Below are 15462 nucleotides of genomic sequence, written 5' to 3'. Positions count from 1 at the left end.
GCGCCCCCCCCCCCCCCCCCCCCCCCCCCCCCCCCCCCCACCTCCCCCCCCCCCCCCCCCCCCCCCCCCCCGCCTGCTCCCCCCCCCCCCTCCCCCCCCCCCCCCCCCCCCCCCCCCCCCCCCCCCCCCTTTTATTACAAGCAAAAGACGGCATACCAGATACATCGGAGACAGAAGTACAGACGTGAGCTCTTCCGATCTAGGTCATGACAGGACGCACGCGAAGCCGCCGCCCCAGATCGCCGGGCGCGTGCCCGTGATGCCGGCGGTCGTCCCCGCCCGCACCTGGCCGAGCTGCGGGCCGCAGCTGTACGACAGCACCTCTATGCCCGCGAGCCTGCCGCGCAACTCGTCGGGGACCGTCTGGTCCCAGATCGTGTGCCGCGCCAGGCCGCTGACCATGTCACCGCCGCCCGCGACCGCCAGGCACACGAGGACCAGCCAGACGTTGGACATCAGCCCGGCCGCGGCCATGGCGAGCCCCCAGCTCCCGGCCCCGATCGCGACCATGCGGCCGTGCCGCCTGCTCCGCGCCGCCCACCCGCTGGTGCCGGTCACCAGCATCGAACCGAACGGGATCGCGCCGTACATCAGCCCGAGCGCCCACTTGGCGCCGAGCTCGTCCGCGAGGAACGGGAACAGCGTCACCGGGTAGGCGAAGAACATCGCCGCCACGTCCATCGCGTACGTGCCGAGCAGCACCGGCTTGCTCCACGCGTACCTGGCGCCCTCCACGACGCTGCGCAGCGAAGGACGCGACGTCTCGCGGAGCGGCGGCGCGGGCGCCAGCCGCAGGCACATCGGGACGGTGAGCAGGAAGCCGACGACGGTCACCGTGTACGCCACCGGCAGCCCCACGTACGTCACGACGACGCCCGCGAGCGAGGGGCCGACCACGGCGGCGAGCTGGCCCCGCATGAAGTTGAGCGCCGAGGCCGCCGTCAGCCGGTCGTGCGGCACGATCCGCGCGATCAGCGAGCCGAGGGCGGGCTGCTGCAGCCCGGACAGCGCCGACACCCCGGCCGCGACCACATACAGCGGCCACAGCGCCGGACGCGGCAGCAGCGAGTTGGCCAGCAGGGCAACGGCGAGCACGCCGAGCCCCGCCTCGGAGAACAGGATGACCCTGCGCCGGTCGACGGCGTCCGCCAGCGCGCCCCCGTACAGGCCGAAGACGATCAGCGGCACCAGTTCGACGCCGCCCATCGCCCCCACGGCGAACGGCGAGCCGGTCAGCTCCTTGATCTGCAGGGGCAGCGCGACCATCGTCATCGAGCTGCCGAACGACGTCACGAGCCCCTGGAACCAGAGCAGGCGGAAGTCGCGCAGGGTGCGCAGCGGCGTCAGGTCGGGCAGGACCGCGAGGGCCCTGCGGGAGACACGGCGCAGGGGGCGGGGGAACGAGGGGTGCGGCACGAGGTGTCATGTTCGGCGCTCGTACGTGCAGAGGACAACCGTCTGCCGGGTGCTCTCACCGTCACCAGCGGGCGGGAGGCGGCGCGGTGAGGTGGTCGGCGAGCAGGGAGAGCCGATCCCTGAAGCGGCGCCTGCCGCGGGCGGCGGGCAGCGCGGACTCCCCCGCGGCGGCGCTCACCAGATGCTGCACTGTGTCGAAGTCCACATCGAAGCCCACATCGACGGGCGCACCGGCACCGCCGCGCTCCCCCGCACCGCCTGACGCCTCCGTACCGGAGGCCTCCCCCGTGCCGGCCGGTGGATCCGCCGGGCGGCCGGGGCCTGCCGCCGCCCGTGGCTGCGCCGGCAGCCGTGGCGGTCCGGCCGTGCACGCCACCGTCAGCACCTCGTGGGCCAGCGCGTGCATCTCCGGGTCGCCGCCGTCCAGCGAGAACACCGTCGCACCCGCGCGACGCGCGCCGTGGACCCGTTCGAGCAGGCCATCGTCCGCCGCCCCCGGCGCGACCACCAGCAGCGTCTCGCCGCGCCCCGCGCCCTCCAGGCGCCCGAGGCCCACCGTGAGGTGCGCGGGCGCGCCGTAGGGCACCTCGTGCCGTACGAGCGTCGGCGCCAGCTCGGACTGGCCCGACCACGCCGCCTCGTCGACGAGATGGGCCGCCAGGTGCCACGGCTCGTACGCGCGCGTGCCGACGAGCAGCAGACCGCCGCCCTGCGGCACGACGCACGAGCGCAGCGCACCGGCGAAACCGCGGGCCTCGGAGGGCCAGCGGGTACCGGCGAGTACCTCCCGCAGCAGGGCGACACGTACGGCATCCATGGGCCCGCATCCTGCCCGATAACCACGCCACACGTCCGGGAGTGGCGGACACCTCACCCGAAAGGGAAAGGTGGGACCCATGACTTCTACTTCTGCCACTCCCTCACCCTCCGGCGAGCCGGGGAAGACCGCGGCCAAGGCGCCCGCCAAGGACCCCTGGGAGCTGCCCGACGTGTCGGGGCTCGTCGTCGGCGTGCTCGGCGGCACGGGCGACCAGGGCAGGGGGCTCGCCCACCGGTTCGCCCGCGCCGGGCAGCGGGTGATCATCGGTTCGCGGTCGCAGGAGCGCGCCAGGTCGGCGGCCGAGGAGCTGGGCGACGGGGTCGAGGGCGCGGAGAACGCCGACTGCGCGAGCCGCAGTGACGTGGTGATCGTCGCCGTGCCGTGGGAGGGCCACGCGAAGACCCTCGAATCCCTCAGGGACGAGCTCGCGGGCAAGCTCGTCGTGGACTGCGTCAACCCGCTGGGCTTCGACAAGAAGGGCGCGTACGCGCTGACGCCCGAGGAGGGCAGCGCGGCGCAGCAGGCCGCGGCGCTGCTGCCGGAGTCGAGGGTGACGGCCGCCTTCCACCACCTGTCGGCCGTGCTGCTCCAGGACCCGGAGATCGACCGGATCGACACGGACGTGATGGTGCTCGGTGAGTCCCGCGCGGACACGGACGTCGTGCAGGCGCTGGCCGGCCGCATCGCCGGCATGCGGGGCGTCTTCGCCGGCCGGCTGCGCAACGCGCACCAGGTGGAGTCGCTGGTCGCGAACCTGGTCTCCGTCAACCGCCGCTACAAGGCGCACGCGGGGCTGCGCGTCACCGACGTCTGACGGCGGCCTCCGCAACCGCCTCCGCGTCCCGCACGGACGCGGAGGCGGGCACGGGGCGCGCTCCCCCATGGGGGAGACTGGGGGGACACCGTCACGCCGTCCCGACAGGAGCAGAACCCCATGCCCCGCCTCGCCCTCTACGCCGTCGCCGTCTGCGTGCTCGCCGTCGCCGCGGCCGTGCTCTCCTTCGTCCAGGGCAGCTGGCTCGGGATCATCTGGGTCCTGCTGGCCGGGCTCTCCTCCAACATGGCCTGGTACTACGTACGGCGCGCACGGATGGCGACGGCCACGTCACAGCAGCGCTGACCCGCGGGGCGACCGCCCCGCGCCCCCCGATACGGTTGCGGTGACCACGACAAAAAGGCAGAGATATACGGGGGCGTCGTGTTTTCCATCGTGGCCAGTTCGCTGGTGCTCGCGTTCGTCGTCGCGCTGGCGGTCCACACGCAGCGGCAGCTGTGGCGAGCGCAGTCCTGGCAGCCCGAGGTGGCGTCGAGCGTGCGGACCTCGCAGGCCGCGCTGCAGGTCCGCAGGGTGATCCTCGTGCTGTGCACGCTGAGCGCGATCGGCTGGCTGATCGCGTCCGTCCATGTGCACGACGACGAGAACTGGACGGACGACGAGATCCAGCAGGTCGCGCGGGACGCCGCGTTCGACGTCGACGGGGGCAACGACCTGCTCAGCTGGCGAAGTTCGGTGACGGACTCCCTCTACCGTGCCGAGAAGCAGCAGAACGGGCCCGGCAGCCTGAAGATCGAGGTGGCCGACGCGTCAGGCGACGGCAGCACCGGCGGCGGCGACATCGCCGACGACGAGAGCGTCGCCGGGGCGCTGTACACGATCAGCGACCACGGCAAGCACCCGGCCTGCCTGACGGTCACCGTCACCCCTGGCGCCGACGAGGACTTCGCCGTGCCGGACGGGAGCGACCCGGGCTCCTCGTCCACGGACGGCCTCGACACCTACCACCTGAACGCCAGGGCGACGCGCGGCGCCTGCTGACGTCAGGGGCCGAAGAAGGCCGCGACCGAGCACCTCGGGTCCTGCGTGGACCAGAAGCGGAACAGGTCCTGCCCACAGTAGATGGAGTTCTGGTCCACGCCGAGGTGGCCGAGGATGGCGTAGATCAGGTCGAAGAAGGCGTTGTTGACCGTGCCCTGGTACAGCACGACGAAGACGGCGATCAGGCCGAACGGCGCGAACGGCGCGATCTGGCGGCGGATGCGCTGTGACAGCCACGGCTCGATCACGCCGTACCCGTCGAGCCCCGGGACGGGGACGAGGTTCAGCAGGGTCGCCGAGACCTGCAGGAACACCAGGAAGGCGAGGGCCTGCCTGAACGCCAGCGGCACGCCGCCGAGGCCGAAGAGCCAGAACGGCATCGCGCACACCAGGGCGAACAGCGCGTTCGTCAGCGGGCCCGCGGCCGAGATCAGGCTGTGCCGCCAGCGGCCGCGCACCCGGTCGCGCTCGATGTAGACGGCCCCGCCGGGCAGGCCGATGCCGCCGAGGATGACGAACACGACCGGCAGCACGATGCTCAGCAGGGCGTGCGTGTACTTGAGCGGGTTCAGCGTGAGGTAGCCCTTGGCGCCGATGGTGATGTCGCCGCTGTGCAGCGCGGTGCGCGCGTGCGCGTACTCGTGCAGGCACAGCGAGACGACCCACGCGGACACCACGAAGAGGAACACGGCGAAGGCCGCGCTGTCCGAGAACCCCTTCCACACGGCATAGCCGGAGACCGCCATGACGGCGGCGATGCCGAGGAACACGGGGCTGACCCGCCGGTCGCCCTTCGGCGTGGTGGTGACGCTGCTCATGCGGGCTCCCCCAGTACGGTGCACGTCGATACACGTGCACCGTACTGGGTCCCGCGGACATCACACGCCGCGGTGTGCGCGAGCGCCTGGCTCGCGTGCGTCTTGCTTTCGGGCGCCTTGCTCGCGTGCGCCTTGCTCGCGTGCGCCACCCGCCGGCGCGCGCCCGCCCGCGGCCACCGGCGCCGTGGGCACGGCCTGAGCCGTGGCGCGCCGCCAGGGCCGTACGAGCGTGACGAAGCAGGTGGCGGCGCCGAGCGAGCAGACGACCTGGACGAGCGCCATCGGCAGCGCCGTGTGCTCGCCGCCGATGCCGACCAGCGGCGAGGCGAGGGACCCGACGAGGAACGACGAGGTGCCCAGCAGCGCCGAGGCAGAGCCGGCCGCGTGCGAGGCCCGCATCAGGCCGAGCGTGTTCGCGTTGGCGTTGACCAGGCCCATGCCCGTCATCAGCACGAAGAGGCCGGCGGCGACGGGCGCGAGGCCGACGTGCCCGAAGGCGCCTGCCGTCATCAGCAGCAGCGCCACGGACGCGGTGGTGATGACGGCGAGCCCGCCCGCCATGATCTTGTGCATGCTGAACCGGCCGACCAGTACGCGCCCGTTGAGCTGGCCCACTCCGACCGAGCCGATCGCGTTGATCCCGAACAGGACGCTGTAGGTCTGCGGCGAGGCGCCGTAGATGACCTGCATGACGAACGGCGAGGCGGACACGTACGCGAACAGCGCGGTGAACGCGAGCGTCCCCGTCAGCAGGTAGCCGCTGAACGCGCGGTCGGCGAGCAGACCGCGCATGGTGTGCAGTGTGTGGCCGACTCCCCCGCTGTGGCGCCGCTCGGGCGGCAGGGTCTCGTGGAGCCACTTGGCGGCGACGAGCGTCAGCACCGTGCCGACGACGGTGATCACCACGAAGACGCCGCGCCAGTCGGTGAAGCGCAGCAGTTGGCCGCCGATCACGGGTGCGGCGATCGGCGCGACGCCCGAGACCAGCATGAGGCTGGAGAAGAACCGGGCCATGGCCACGCCGTCGTACAGGTCGCGGACCACGGCACGCGCGATGACGATACCCGCGGCGCCCGCGAGGCCCTGTATCAGGCGTACGGCGATGAGGAGTTCGGCGTTGGGCGCGAGGGCGCAGACGACGCTCGCCGCCACGTACACCGTCATGCCGGCGAGCAGGGGCCTGCGCCTGCCCCACCGGTCGCTCATCGGGCCGATGACGATCTGGCCGAGCGCCATGCCGATGAGGCAGGCGGTGAGCGTGATCTGGACGGTGGCGGCGGGCGCGTGCAGGGACTTCGTCACGGCGGGGAGCGCCGGGAGGTACATGTCGGTGGAGAGCGGCGGGAGGGCGGTGAGCCCGCCGAGTACGAGGGTGACGAGGAGCCCGGCCCTGCGGGCGGGCACGGGATCGGTGAGGGGACGGGGACTTGGGGGCTCGGGCTGCGCGTGGACGGTTGGGCCGCCGGCCGACATCTCTTCTCCTTGGTCGTGGTGTCGTTCCATATGCTCGCAGCACTCAGTGGTCGCGGACGACCGGGAAAACCGGGGACGAGGAGGCGGGACGGTGCTGCGTTGGGGCGTGGTGGCGACGGGCGGGATAGCGGAGCGGTTCACGCGGGACGTGCAGGAGATGGAGGACGCGCAGGTCGTGGCGGTGGCGTCGCGCGCGGAGGCGTCGGCGCGCGCGTTCGCCGACCGGTTCGGCGTCCCGCGCGCGTACGGAAACCGGACGGAGATGTTCGCGGACGCGGACGTGGATGTGGTGTATGTCGCAACGCCGCACTCCGGTCACCTGGCGGCCGCGGCCGAGGCGCTCGATGCGGGAAAGCCGGTGCTGTGCGAGAAGCCGTTCACGCTGAACGCGCGGGAGGCACGGGAGCTGGTCGCGCTGGCGCGCGAGCGCGGGCTCTTCCTGATGGAGGCGATGTGGACGTACTGCGACCCGGTGGTGCGGCGCCTCGTGGAGCTGGTGCGGGACGGCGTGATCGGCGAAGTCCGGTCCATTCAGGCTGACTTCGGGATCGCCGGGCCGTTCCCCGCCGGCCACCGCATGCGGGACCCGAAGCTCGGCGGGGGCGCGCTGCTCGACCTGGGCGTGTATCCGGTCTCGTTCGCCCAGTTGCTGCTGGGCGAGCCGGAGCGCATCCAGGCGGACGCGCACCTGTCGCCCGAGGGCGTGGACCTCAACACGGGCATGCTGCTCGGCTGGGAGGGCGGCGCGGTGGCGGCGCTGACGTGCGGCATCGAGGGCCATTCGGGCACGCGGGCGACGGTGACGGGGACGCGGGGCCGGATCGACGTGCCGTCGGGCTTCTTCGCGCCCGGCTCGTTCGTCCTGCACCGCGAGGGCGTCGCGGAGCCCGAGGTGGTGACGGTGGCGTCCCCCCTGCACGGCATGCAGCACGAGGCCGCCGAGGTGGCGTCCTGCCTGGCGGCGGGCGCGCTGGAGTCGTCCCTGGTGCCGCTGTCGGGGACGCTGGCGGTGATGCGCACGCTGGACGCGGTGCGCGCGCGCATCGGCGTCCACTACCCGCAGGACGCGCCCCGCTGACGGGCAGCGCAAGCCGGCCGGCGGGTCCGGCACCGCCCGCTGACGGGTCCGCGCCGGCCCGCAGGGCATAGCCTCGCCGCATGACTCAGCCACCCCGTACACCGCCCGTCGCGCTGCTGACCGGTGCCGGATCCGGGATCGGCCGTGCGGTCGCCCGTGAGCTGGGCGCCGCCGGCTGGGACCTCGTGCTCGCCGGCCGGCGGCTGCCCGCCCTGGAGGAGACCGGGGCGGGCATCGAGGGCGCCGGCGTCCTCTGCGTCGCCGCCGACGTCTCGCGCGCCGGCGACGTCGAGCGCCTCTTCCGCGAGGCCGCCGCGTTCCGGCCGCGCCTCGACCTGCTCTTCAACAACGCGGGCACGTTCGGCCCCGGCGGCGTCCCGTTCGACGAACTCCCCCTCTCCGCCTGGCAGAAGGTCGTCGACACCAACCTCACGGGCGCCTTCCTCTGCGCCCAGGCCGCGTTCCGCCGCATGAAGGCGCAGGACCCGCGGGGCGGGCGCATCATCAACAACGGTTCCGTCTCCGCGCACGCGCCCCGCCCGTCCTCCGCCCCCTACACGGCGACGAAGCACGCGCTGACGGGCCTGACCAAGTCGCTGTCGCTGGACGGCAGGCCGTACCGGATCGCCTGCGGGCAGATCGACATCGGCAACGCGGCCACCGACATGACGGAGCGGATGCGGCAGGGCGTGGAGCAGGCGGACGGCCGTGTCGTGCCCGAGCCGGTCATGGACGTGGCGGACGTCGCGCGGACCGTGCGGCACATGGCCGAGCTACCGCTTGAGGCGAATGTCCAGTTCGCCACCGTCCTCGCGACGGCGATGCCGTTCGTCGGACGGGGCTGAGCGGGGCGGGGCGGCCCGCCGGGGCCGGACGCAGGCCGGCACACGGCGCCCGGCGGCTCGTCAGGTCAGCACCCGCACGGGCTCGCCCGCGGCCCACGCGGCGATGTCCTCGACCGCGTCGCGGTAGAACACCTCGTAGGTGTCGCGCGTGACGTAGCCGACGTGGGGCGTCAGGAGCGCGTTGTCCAGGCCGCGCAGGGGGTGGCGGGCGGGCAGCGGCTCCTGCGCGAACACGTCGAGCGCGGCCCCGCCGATGCGGTGCTCGCGCAACGCGGCGAGCAGCGCGTACTCGTCGACGATGGGCCCGCGCGAGGTGTTGACGAGCAGCGCGGTCGGCTTCATCGCGGCGAGTTCGGCCGCGCCGACGAGGCCCCTGCTGCGCTCGCTGAGCACGAGGTGGATCGACACCACGTCGGCGGACGCGAACAGCTCGTCCTTGCCGACCGCCCGCACGCCGTGCTCCGCGGCCTTCTCCTGCGTCAGGTTCCGGCTCCAGGCGATGGTCTCCATGCCGAAGGCCTGGCCGATCGCCGCGACGCGCGACCCGAGGCGGCCGAGGCCGAGCAGCCCGAGCGTCCTGCCGTGCAGGTCGCCGCCGACCCCGGTCTGCCAGCCGCCGTCGCGCACGGAGCGGTTCTCGGCGGGCAGCCCGCGCACGGCGGCGAGGATGAGCGCCCAGGTCAGTTCGGCGGTGGGGTGGGACATGTAGCCGGTGTGGCAGACGGTGATGCCGAGTTCGCCGGCCACCGGGATGTCGATGGAGCGGTTGCCCCCGCCCGTGGTGACGAGCAGCCGCAGATCGGTCAGGCGGCGCAGCACCCGGGCGGGCAGCGGGGTGCGCTCGCGCATCGCCACGACGACGTCGAACCCGGCGAGCCGGCGCACGATCGCGTCCTCGTCGGCGAAGGGCTCGTGGAAGGTCTCGATGTCGGCGCCGAGCGAGTCCCAGTCGGCGAAGCCGAGCGCGACGTGCTGGTAGTCGTCCAGAATTGCGATCCTCATGGGCCGAAACTACCCGCAGGGTTTTCGGCCCGGCCACGGTGCCACACTTCCGGCATGAAGCACGAGGAAGAGGCAGCACCGCGGCCCGGCGCCCCCTGGACCACCGTCGAGCGGCTGCACGCGTGGCTGGACGAGCGCTCGGCGCTGCCCGCGGAGCAGGAGCGGCTGCTGCGGCTGCTGAAGCTGTCGGAGGAGACGGGCGAGGTCGCGGCGGCCGTCATCGGCGCCACGGGCCAGAACCCGCGCAAGGGCGTCACGCACAGCTGGGACGACGTGCAGGCCGAGTTGTGCGACGTGATCGTGACGGCGATGGTCGCACTGCGCACGCTGACGCCGGACGCGGAGCGGGTGTTCGCGGGCCACCTGCGCCGGGTGGACGACCGCGCCCGCTCGTGACGGGCCGGCGCGCTCGGCCCCGCCACGGCGGGCGCGGGAGTCAGCCAGTGAGGTCGCCCTCGCGGGCGTTGACCGCCGCGTAGTGGCGCAGCTTGTCCTTGTCGACCGTGACGCCGAGCCCCGGCCCCGTCGGTACGCGGAGCCTGCCGCCGGCGAGGTGGAGCGGCTCGATGATGTCGTCCGCGTGCAGGTAGTACATGGAGTCGATGGCGCGCGAGAGCACCGGCGTGGACGCGACGACCGCGAGGTGCGCGGCGGTGGCGATGCCCAGTTCGCCGCCGCTGTGCAGGTTCATGCCGAGCCCGAAGGTCTCGCAGTGCGCGGCGAGCGCCTTGGTGGCGGCGATGCCGCCCCACTTGTAGACGTCGCCGTGGATGACGTCGACGGCGCCGAGGCGCATCGCGGGCGCGAACTCCTCGAACCGCACGACGCACATGTTGGTGCACAGCGGTATGCGGACGCGTGAGCGCACCTGGCTCATCCCCTCGATGCCCGTGCAGGGGTCCTCCAGGTACTCCAGGTCGAGCTCTTCGAGCGCGATGCCCGCGCGGACCGAGTCGGGCACGGACCATGCGGCGTTCGGGTCCACGCGCAGCTGCACGTCGGGCAGCGCGGCGCGCAGGGCGCGCAGGATCGCCACGTCGCCGTCGACGTCCGTGGTGCCCTTGAGCTTGACGGCGCGGAAGCCGCCCTCGGCGACGACGCGTTCCGCGTGCCGGGCGAGCTCGGCGGGGAGCGCGGCGGCGCTCGCGCCTGGCGCGTCGGCGCGGGTGATCAGGGCGGTGATGGGCACCTCGTCGCGCACCGGGCCGCCGAGCAGGTCGGTGACCGACTGTCCTGTGGCCTTGCCCATGACGTCCCAGCAGGCGACGTCGAGGGCGGCGATCGCCGCGTAGCCGAGGTAGCCGTAGAAGAACGGCACCATGTGCTGCTTGCGGTGGAACGCCTCCAGGCCGAACGGACTGGTGCCGATGAGGTCTTCGGCGATCGACTCGACGATGGCGGCGACCGGCCTGCCCCACATCGTCTCGCCCCAGCCCTCGACGCCGTCGTCGGTGCGCACGCGCACCACCGTGCGGGTCTCCCCCGTCTTCGTCTCGAACGAGCTGGTGAACGGGTTGACGAGGGGGAGGTTGACGACCTGCACGTCGACGTCAGTGATCTTCATGGGACTCCTTGTGTGCGGGGCGGGTGGCGGCGTCGAAGGCCGCGATGGCCTTCGCCAGACCGCGGGCGCGGGCGTCGAGCAGCAGGCGCCCGGTGTCCGCGTCGGCGCGGGACGCGTCGTCGGTGGACCCGCCGACGCGGGCCCACTCGCCGTGGCGCTCGGTGGTGAGCCCGGGGTACGGCGGGTTGTCGAACAGGGGTGGCGGCTCGACCGGGGTGCGGGCCGGTACGGGGGCGCGGACGAGGCCGGGGTGCGCGGCGAGCATGAGCGAGGTCTCGAACCATCCGGCGTGGCCGGGGGTGACGGCGGGCCGCTCGGCCGAGGTGCCTTCGGGGGTGTCGGTGACCGTCCAGTACGAGCAGGCGGCGACCGTGACGCCCTCGCTCTGAGGCCGCAGCGCGAAGCGCTTGACGGCGAGCCGCATGATCTCGTCGTTGCCGCCGTGCCCGTTGACGACCATGATCCGGCGGCAGCCGCTCGTGACGAGGGAGGCGAGGATGTCGTCGAGCACGGCCGTGAGGGTCGCGGCGGAGAGCGAGACGGCGGCGGCGAAAAGGTGGTGCGGGCTGTGCCCGTACGGCAGGGCGGGCAGGGTGACGATGTCCCCGGCCTCGTCCCCGTCCGCGGACTCCTTGTCCGCGAGGATCGCGAGCGCCCGGGCCAGCACGGCCTGTGCGAGGAGGGTGTCGGTGCCGAGCGGCAGGTGGGCGGCGTGCTGCTCCTGGGAGCCGATGGGCAGCACGGCGATGCCGCCGTCGCCCGCGGCGCGCACCTCGCGCCAGGTCAGCTCGGACAGCTCGGACATTTTTCGTTGGCTCACAGTGCTGTCTCCAGGAAACGGTGACGTGGCAGAGTTCGGCGCATGGCGCAGAGAGGTACGCGGTTGCGGTTGGTGGGGCCCCGGGACGAGTCGCCGGCGTCCGCGCCGGTCAGGACGCTCGGCGCGGTCGAGCTCGTGCCCGGCCGGGTGCGGGCCGCGGTGCTCGGTGTGTCCGGCGAGGTGCTGGCGCGTGCCGAGACCGCGTACGCGCCCGACGCGCCGGGCCGGGGCGCCGTGGACTCGGCGCTGGCCGAGGTGGCCGGTGTGTTCGCCGGGCACGCGCCGACCGGGATCGGTGTGGCGGCCGCGGGCATCGTGGATCCGGCCGCGGGCCTGATCGTCGAGGTCAACGACGTACCGGCGCTGCACGGGTACCCGGTGACGGAGCGCCTTGCCGCGCTGACGGGCGCGCCGGTGCGCGTGGAGCACCGGGCGCGGCTGCAGGTGCTCGGTGACCGGTGGTTCGGCGCGGGCCGCGGCAGGCGGACGTTCGCGTCGGTGTCGACGGGCGAGGTGCTGGGCGTCGGGATCCTGTACGACGGCGAGGTGCTGGCGCCCCCTGGCGGCCGCAGCGGCGCGCACATGACGGTGACGGCGGGCGGCGAGCCCTGCACGTGTGGTTCCACGGGGTGCTGGAAGACGGTGGCGACGACGCGGTGGCTCAGGGCGCGCGCCGCCGCGCTCGGGCTCGGCGCGGACCGCACGCTGGGCTCGCTGGTGCCGGACGGCGACGAGCGCGCGGGGCGGCTCGTCGCGGAGTACGCGGAGAACCTGGTGCTCGGGCTCGTCAACGTGCAGCAGTTGTTCGCGCCCGGCCTGTTCGTGCTGCACGGGGAGGCGAAGGAGGGCGGCGAGCACTTCCGCGCGCTGCTGGAGACGCGCCTGCGGCGGGACGTGGCGGCGTCGGGCGCGGAGCTGCCGCGCGTGGTGGTCAGCGAGGCCGCGGTGGACGACGTGGCCCTGCTGGGCGGCGCGGGGCTGGTGCTCTCGCACCTGTGACGCCCTCTCCTGCCCGAGGGCGTCAGGCGCCGGTCCGCACCGCTGCCAGGCGCCACGCCGGGTTCCGGCTTCATCGACGTTCGCCGCCGGCAGAGGAGATCGGTCCTGCGGGGGACACGGCAGCTCGGATGCCCTTCGCCTCCGCCCGGAGGGCGGCGCGCTGGGCGAGCGTTCGGCGGAGGCCCCGCCACACGGCCCCGCCTGTGTGCCCGCCTCATCCGGCGACCACCCCCCTGCGCCTGCGGGCCGCGCGCGGGTCGGGGTCGGGGACCGCTGCCAGCAGTTCCCTGGTGTAGGCGTGCCGGGGCGACCGGAACACCTCCGCCGCGTCCCCCACCTCCACGAGCCGCCCCGCCCGCATCACGGCCACCCGGTCGGCGACCTGGCGCACCACCGCGAGGTTGTGCGACACGAACACGTACGTCAGGCCGTGCTCGCGCTGGAGGCGGGCGAGCAGGTCGAGCACGGAGGCCTGGACGGACACGTCGAGCGCGCTCGTCGGCTCGTCCAGCACCACGAGGCGCGGCGCGAGTGCCAGGGCGCGCGCGATGGAGATGCGCTGGCGCTGCCCGCCGGAGAACTCGTGCGGGTAGCGGTCCTGGATCCCGGCGTCGAGACCCACGGAGTCGAGCAGGTCACCCACGCGCTCGCGGAGCCTGGCGCGCGCGCCGCCGCGCCGTCCGCGCATCGCCGGGTCGTGGGTGACGAGCGGTTCCGCGACGATGTCGGCGACCCGCAGCCGCGGGTTCATGCTGGAGTACGGGTCCTGCAGGACGACCTGCATCTCGCGCCGCATGCGCCGCAGTTCGCCGGGCGGCAGGGTCGCCAGGTCGCGTCCGTCGTACGACACCGTGCCGGCCGTCGGCTCGGTGAGCCGCAGCAGCAGCCGGGTCAGTGTGGTCTTGCCGCATCCCGACTCGCCCACGAGCGCGAGTGTCTCGCCCTCGTGCACGGCCAGCGACACGTCGCACACCGCCGCGACCCTGTGCCCGCGCCGGCCGCCGCCGAACTCCTTGTGCAGGCCCTTGAGTTCCAGCAGGGGAACGCCGCTCGTGCCATCGCTCGTGCCGCCGCTCATGCCGTGCGCTCCAATCGCGGCGTGGCCGCGAGCAGCCGCCGTGTGTAGGGGTCCTCGGGCCGCTCGAACACGTCGAGGACGTCTCCGCTCTCGACGATCTCGCCCTGGTTCATCACGGCGACCCGGTCGGCCGTCTGCGCGACGACGCCCAGGTCGTGCGTGATGAGGACGACGGCCATGCCGTGCCGCGTCCGCAGCGCGACGAGCAGGTCGAGGATCTGGCGCTGCACGGTGACGTCGAGCGCGGTCGTCGGCTCGTCGGCGATCAGCACGCGGGGCCGGCCGACGAGCGCGGCGGCGATCATCACGCGCTGCCGCAGCCCGCCCGACAGCTCGTGCGGGTACTGGCGGTAGCGGCGTTCGGCGTCCGGGACGCCGACCTCGTCGAGCGCGGCGACGGCGGCGTCCCGCGCCTCGGCGCGCGACACACCGCGGTGGTGCCTGAGCACCTCGGCGACCTGCGTGCCCACGCGTTGCAGCGGGTCGAGGCTCGTCATGGGGTCCTGGAAGACCATGGACACCGCGCTGCCCCTGACGCGTCCGAGCCGCTTGTCCGTGCAGGACAGCAGGTCGTCGCCCTCGAAGAGGATGCGGCCGCCCGTGTAGACGCAGGGCGGCTCCGGGTTGAGCCGCAGCACGGACAGGGCGCTCGCGGTCTTGCCGCTGCCCGACTCCCCCACCACGGCGAGCGTCTCGCCCGCGGCCACCTGCCAGCTGACGCCGCGCACCGCGTGCACGACGCCGCCGTCGAGCCGGAAGTCGACGCTCAGGTCCTCGACGGACAGGACGGGTTCGGCGCGCGGCGCGGACTTCGGTGTCTGGGCGTGTCCCGGATTCGGTGTGGGTGTCATCGGCGGTACGCCTTCGGGTCCGCGACGTCCCGCAGGGCGTCTCCAGTGATGTTGACGGCGAGCGAGGTGAGCATCAGGGCCACGCCGGGGAAGACCGCGACCCACCAGGACGTGCCCAGGTAGAGCTGGCCGTCGGCGAGCATGGAGCCCCAGGTGACGGTCTCCTTCGGCACGCCGAGGCCGAGGTAGCTGAGGGACGCCTCGGCGACGATGGCCGCGGCCACGTGCAGGGTGCCGATCGTGGCGAGCGGCGCCATGACGTTGGGCAGCAGGTGGCGGCGCATGATGCCCGCGTCGGTCACACCGATCGCGCGCGCCTCGGTGACGAAGTCGCGCGTGCGCAGCGACAGCACCTCGGAGCGTACGACGCGAGCGTACGACACCCAGCCGGTGAAGCCGAGCACGAGGATCACGTACCACAGGCCCGAGCCGAGGAAGCCGACGATGGCGAGCGCCAGCAGGATGGCGGGGAAGGCGAGTTGGACGTCGGCGAGGCGCATCAGCACCTTGTCGAGCCAGCCGCCGAGGTATCCGGACGCGAGCCCGACCGCGGTGCCGATCACACCGGCGAGCAGCGCCGCGCTGGCGCCCACGAGCAGCGACACGCGGGAGCCGTAGATGACGCGGGAGAGCATGTCGCGACCGAGCTGGTCGGTGCCGAGGAGGTGTGCGCTGCTGCCGCCGTGCTCCCAGGCGGGGGGACGCAGCCGGGTGAGGAGGTCCTGCGCGTTGGGGTCGTCCGGGGCGATGAGCGGCGCGAACAGGGCGGCGATCAGCATGAGCGCGAGGACGGCGAGCGCGGCGACGGCGAGCTTGTTGTGCAGCAGGGCGCGTACGGCGATGGCCCTCGTGCTGCGCGATCCTGCCCGCCGCTGCGGTGGC

General features: G+C 73.6%; 17 protein-coding genes. 7 read left to right on the top strand and 10 right to left on the bottom strand.

Annotated features, from left to right (window positions below; translation table 11 throughout):
• Nucleotides 1-204: 204 nt before the first annotated feature.
• A complete protein-coding gene (locus JFN87_RS06645; protein WP_307865331.1) occupies nucleotides 205-1416 on the bottom strand; it encodes an MFS transporter in 1212 nt (403 codons plus the stop codon).
• Between the two features lie 61 nt (nucleotides 1417-1477).
• The gene (locus JFN87_RS06640) at nucleotides 1478-2233 is read right to left on the bottom strand and encodes a hypothetical protein (protein ID WP_209338954.1); all 756 of its coding nucleotides are present in this window, start codon (nucleotides 2231-2233) and stop codon (nucleotides 1478-1480) included.
• Nucleotides 2234-2312: 79 nt separating this feature from the next.
• Between JFN87_RS06640 and npdG the strand changes: the two genes are divergently transcribed.
• From npdG to JFN87_RS06625, 3 genes are all read left to right on the top strand, one after another.
• On the top strand, nucleotides 2313-3050 hold the full coding sequence (npdG, locus tag JFN87_RS06635; protein ID WP_209338953.1) for an NADPH-dependent F420 reductase: 738 nt from the start codon (nucleotides 2313-2315) through the stop codon (nucleotides 3048-3050).
• Nucleotides 3051-3170: 120 nt separating this feature from the next.
• Complete coding sequence (locus JFN87_RS06630) at nucleotides 3171-3356, top strand: hypothetical protein (RefSeq protein ID WP_209338952.1); 186 nt, start codon at nucleotides 3171-3173, stop codon at nucleotides 3354-3356.
• A 90-nt stretch (nucleotides 3357-3446) separates the two neighbouring features.
• The gene (locus JFN87_RS06625; protein ID WP_209338951.1) at nucleotides 3447-4052 is read left to right on the top strand and encodes a hypothetical protein; all 606 of its coding nucleotides are present in this window, start codon (nucleotides 3447-3449) and stop codon (nucleotides 4050-4052) included.
• 2 nt (nucleotides 4053-4054) lie between these two features.
• Here the strand turns inward: JFN87_RS06625 and JFN87_RS06620 are convergent, their stop codons facing one another.
• On the bottom strand, nucleotides 4055-4870 hold the full coding sequence (locus tag JFN87_RS06620; RefSeq protein ID WP_209338950.1) for a site-2 protease family protein: 816 nt from the start codon (nucleotides 4868-4870) through the stop codon (nucleotides 4055-4057).
• 60 nt (nucleotides 4871-4930) lie between these two features.
• Entirely contained in the window at nucleotides 4931-6343 is a 1413-nt protein-coding gene (locus tag JFN87_RS06615; RefSeq protein WP_209338949.1) for a multidrug effflux MFS transporter, read from the bottom strand.
• Nucleotides 6344-6437: 94 nt separating this feature from the next.
• On the opposite strand from JFN87_RS06615, the gene JFN87_RS06610 reads away from it, so the two are divergent.
• Nucleotides 6438-7421: a Gfo/Idh/MocA family protein gene (locus JFN87_RS06610; RefSeq protein ID WP_209338958.1), complete on the top strand. Its 984-nt coding sequence runs from the start codon at nucleotides 6438-6440 to the stop codon at nucleotides 7419-7421.
• A gap of 80 nt (nucleotides 7422-7501) precedes the next feature.
• Nucleotides 7502-8266 (top strand): SDR family oxidoreductase, encoded by a 765-nt coding sequence (locus JFN87_RS06605; protein WP_209338948.1) that lies wholly within the window; start codon nucleotides 7502-7504, stop codon nucleotides 8264-8266.
• A gap of 60 nt (nucleotides 8267-8326) precedes the next feature.
• On the opposite strand, the gene JFN87_RS06600 is transcribed toward JFN87_RS06605, so the two are convergent.
• Nucleotides 8327-9268 carry a D-2-hydroxyacid dehydrogenase family protein gene (locus JFN87_RS06600; RefSeq protein WP_209338947.1) on the bottom strand — a complete coding sequence of 314 codons (942 nt, stop codon included), beginning with the start codon at nucleotides 9266-9268 and terminating at the stop codon, nucleotides 8327-8329.
• A gap of 54 nt (nucleotides 9269-9322) precedes the next feature.
• Between JFN87_RS06600 and JFN87_RS06595 the strand changes: the two genes are divergently transcribed.
• Complete coding sequence (locus JFN87_RS06595; RefSeq protein WP_209338946.1) at nucleotides 9323-9664, top strand: MazG-like family protein; 342 nt, start codon at nucleotides 9323-9325, stop codon at nucleotides 9662-9664.
• A gap of 40 nt (nucleotides 9665-9704) precedes the next feature.
• Here JFN87_RS06595 and JFN87_RS06590 read toward each other — a convergent pair whose 3' ends face one another.
• Nucleotides 9705-10832 (bottom strand): mandelate racemase/muconate lactonizing enzyme family protein, encoded by a 1128-nt coding sequence (locus tag JFN87_RS06590; protein WP_209338945.1) that lies wholly within the window; start codon nucleotides 10830-10832, stop codon nucleotides 9705-9707.
• Complete coding sequence (locus JFN87_RS06585; protein ID WP_209338944.1) at nucleotides 10819-11637, bottom strand: creatininase family protein; 819 nt, start codon at nucleotides 11635-11637, stop codon at nucleotides 10819-10821. Before JFN87_RS06585 ends, JFN87_RS06590 begins: the two co-directional genes overlap by 14 nt.
• Before the next feature lie 57 nt (nucleotides 11638-11694).
• Between JFN87_RS06585 and JFN87_RS06580 the strand changes: the two genes are divergently transcribed.
• Nucleotides 11695-12651 (top strand): ROK family protein, encoded by a 957-nt coding sequence (locus tag JFN87_RS06580; RefSeq protein ID WP_209338943.1) that lies wholly within the window; start codon nucleotides 11695-11697, stop codon nucleotides 12649-12651.
• Between the two features lie 214 nt (nucleotides 12652-12865).
• On the opposite strand, the gene JFN87_RS06575 is transcribed toward JFN87_RS06580, so the two are convergent.
• From JFN87_RS06575 to JFN87_RS06565, 3 genes are read right to left on the bottom strand one after another with little or no spacing between them, the layout of a single operon-like run.
• Nucleotides 12866-13729 (bottom strand): ATP-binding cassette domain-containing protein, encoded by an 864-nt coding sequence (locus tag JFN87_RS06575; protein ID WP_209338942.1) that lies wholly within the window; start codon nucleotides 13727-13729, stop codon nucleotides 12866-12868.
• The gene (locus JFN87_RS06570; protein WP_209338941.1) at nucleotides 13726-14580 is read right to left on the bottom strand and encodes an ATP-binding cassette domain-containing protein; all 855 of its coding nucleotides are present in this window, start codon (nucleotides 14578-14580) and stop codon (nucleotides 13726-13728) included. Before JFN87_RS06570 ends, JFN87_RS06575 begins: the two co-directional genes overlap by 4 nt.
• Complete coding sequence (locus JFN87_RS06565) at nucleotides 14577-15422, bottom strand: ABC transporter permease (RefSeq protein WP_307865332.1); 846 nt, start codon at nucleotides 15420-15422, stop codon at nucleotides 14577-14579. Before JFN87_RS06565 ends, JFN87_RS06570 begins: the two co-directional genes overlap by 4 nt.
• Nucleotides 15423-15462 lie beyond the last annotated feature (40 nt).

The organism is Streptomyces montanisoli, assembly GCF_017813245.1.
GTDB classification, from domain to species: domain Bacteria; phylum Actinomycetota; class Actinomycetes; order Streptomycetales; family Streptomycetaceae; genus Streptomyces; species Streptomyces montanisoli.
This window is presented reverse-complemented; position numbering and strand designations above follow the sequence as displayed.

Excerpts from the sequence above, each read along its gene's own strand:
- JFN87_RS06580 (WP_209338943.1), top strand. The coding sequence starts at position 11,695 with ATGGCGCAGAGAGGTACGCGGTTGCGGTTGGTGGGGCCCCGGGACGAG.
- JFN87_RS06615 (WP_209338949.1), bottom strand. The coding sequence starts at position 6,343 with ATGTCGGCCGGCGGCCCAACCGTCCACGCGCAGCCCGAGCCCCCAAGT.
- npdG (WP_209338953.1), top strand. The coding sequence starts at position 2,313 with ATGACTTCTACTTCTGCCACTCCCTCACCCTCCGGCGAGCCGGGGAAG.
- JFN87_RS06575 (WP_209338942.1), bottom strand. The coding sequence starts at position 13,729 with ATGAGCGGCGGCACGAGCGATGGCACGAGCGGCGTTCCCCTGCTGGAA.
- JFN87_RS06640 (WP_209338954.1), bottom strand. The coding sequence starts at position 2,233 with ATGGATGCCGTACGTGTCGCCCTGCTGCGGGAGGTACTCGCCGGTACC.
- JFN87_RS06605 (WP_209338948.1), top strand. The coding sequence starts at position 7,502 with ATGACTCAGCCACCCCGTACACCGCCCGTCGCGCTGCTGACCGGTGCC.
- JFN87_RS06620 (WP_209338950.1), bottom strand. The coding sequence starts at position 4,870 with ATGAGCAGCGTCACCACCACGCCGAAGGGCGACCGGCGGGTCAGCCCC.
- JFN87_RS06590 (WP_209338945.1), bottom strand. The coding sequence starts at position 10,832 with ATGAAGATCACTGACGTCGACGTGCAGGTCGTCAACCTCCCCCTCGTC.
- JFN87_RS06600 (WP_209338947.1), bottom strand. The coding sequence starts at position 9,268 with ATGAGGATCGCAATTCTGGACGACTACCAGCACGTCGCGCTCGGCTTC.
- JFN87_RS06630 (WP_209338952.1), top strand. The coding sequence starts at position 3,171 with ATGCCCCGCCTCGCCCTCTACGCCGTCGCCGTCTGCGTGCTCGCCGTC.
- JFN87_RS06585 (WP_209338944.1), bottom strand. The coding sequence starts at position 11,637 with ATGTCCGAGCTGTCCGAGCTGACCTGGCGCGAGGTGCGCGCCGCGGGC.
- JFN87_RS06595 (WP_209338946.1), top strand. The coding sequence starts at position 9,323 with ATGAAGCACGAGGAAGAGGCAGCACCGCGGCCCGGCGCCCCCTGGACC.
- JFN87_RS06570 (WP_209338941.1), bottom strand. The coding sequence starts at position 14,580 with ATGACACCCACACCGAATCCGGGACACGCCCAGACACCGAAGTCCGCG.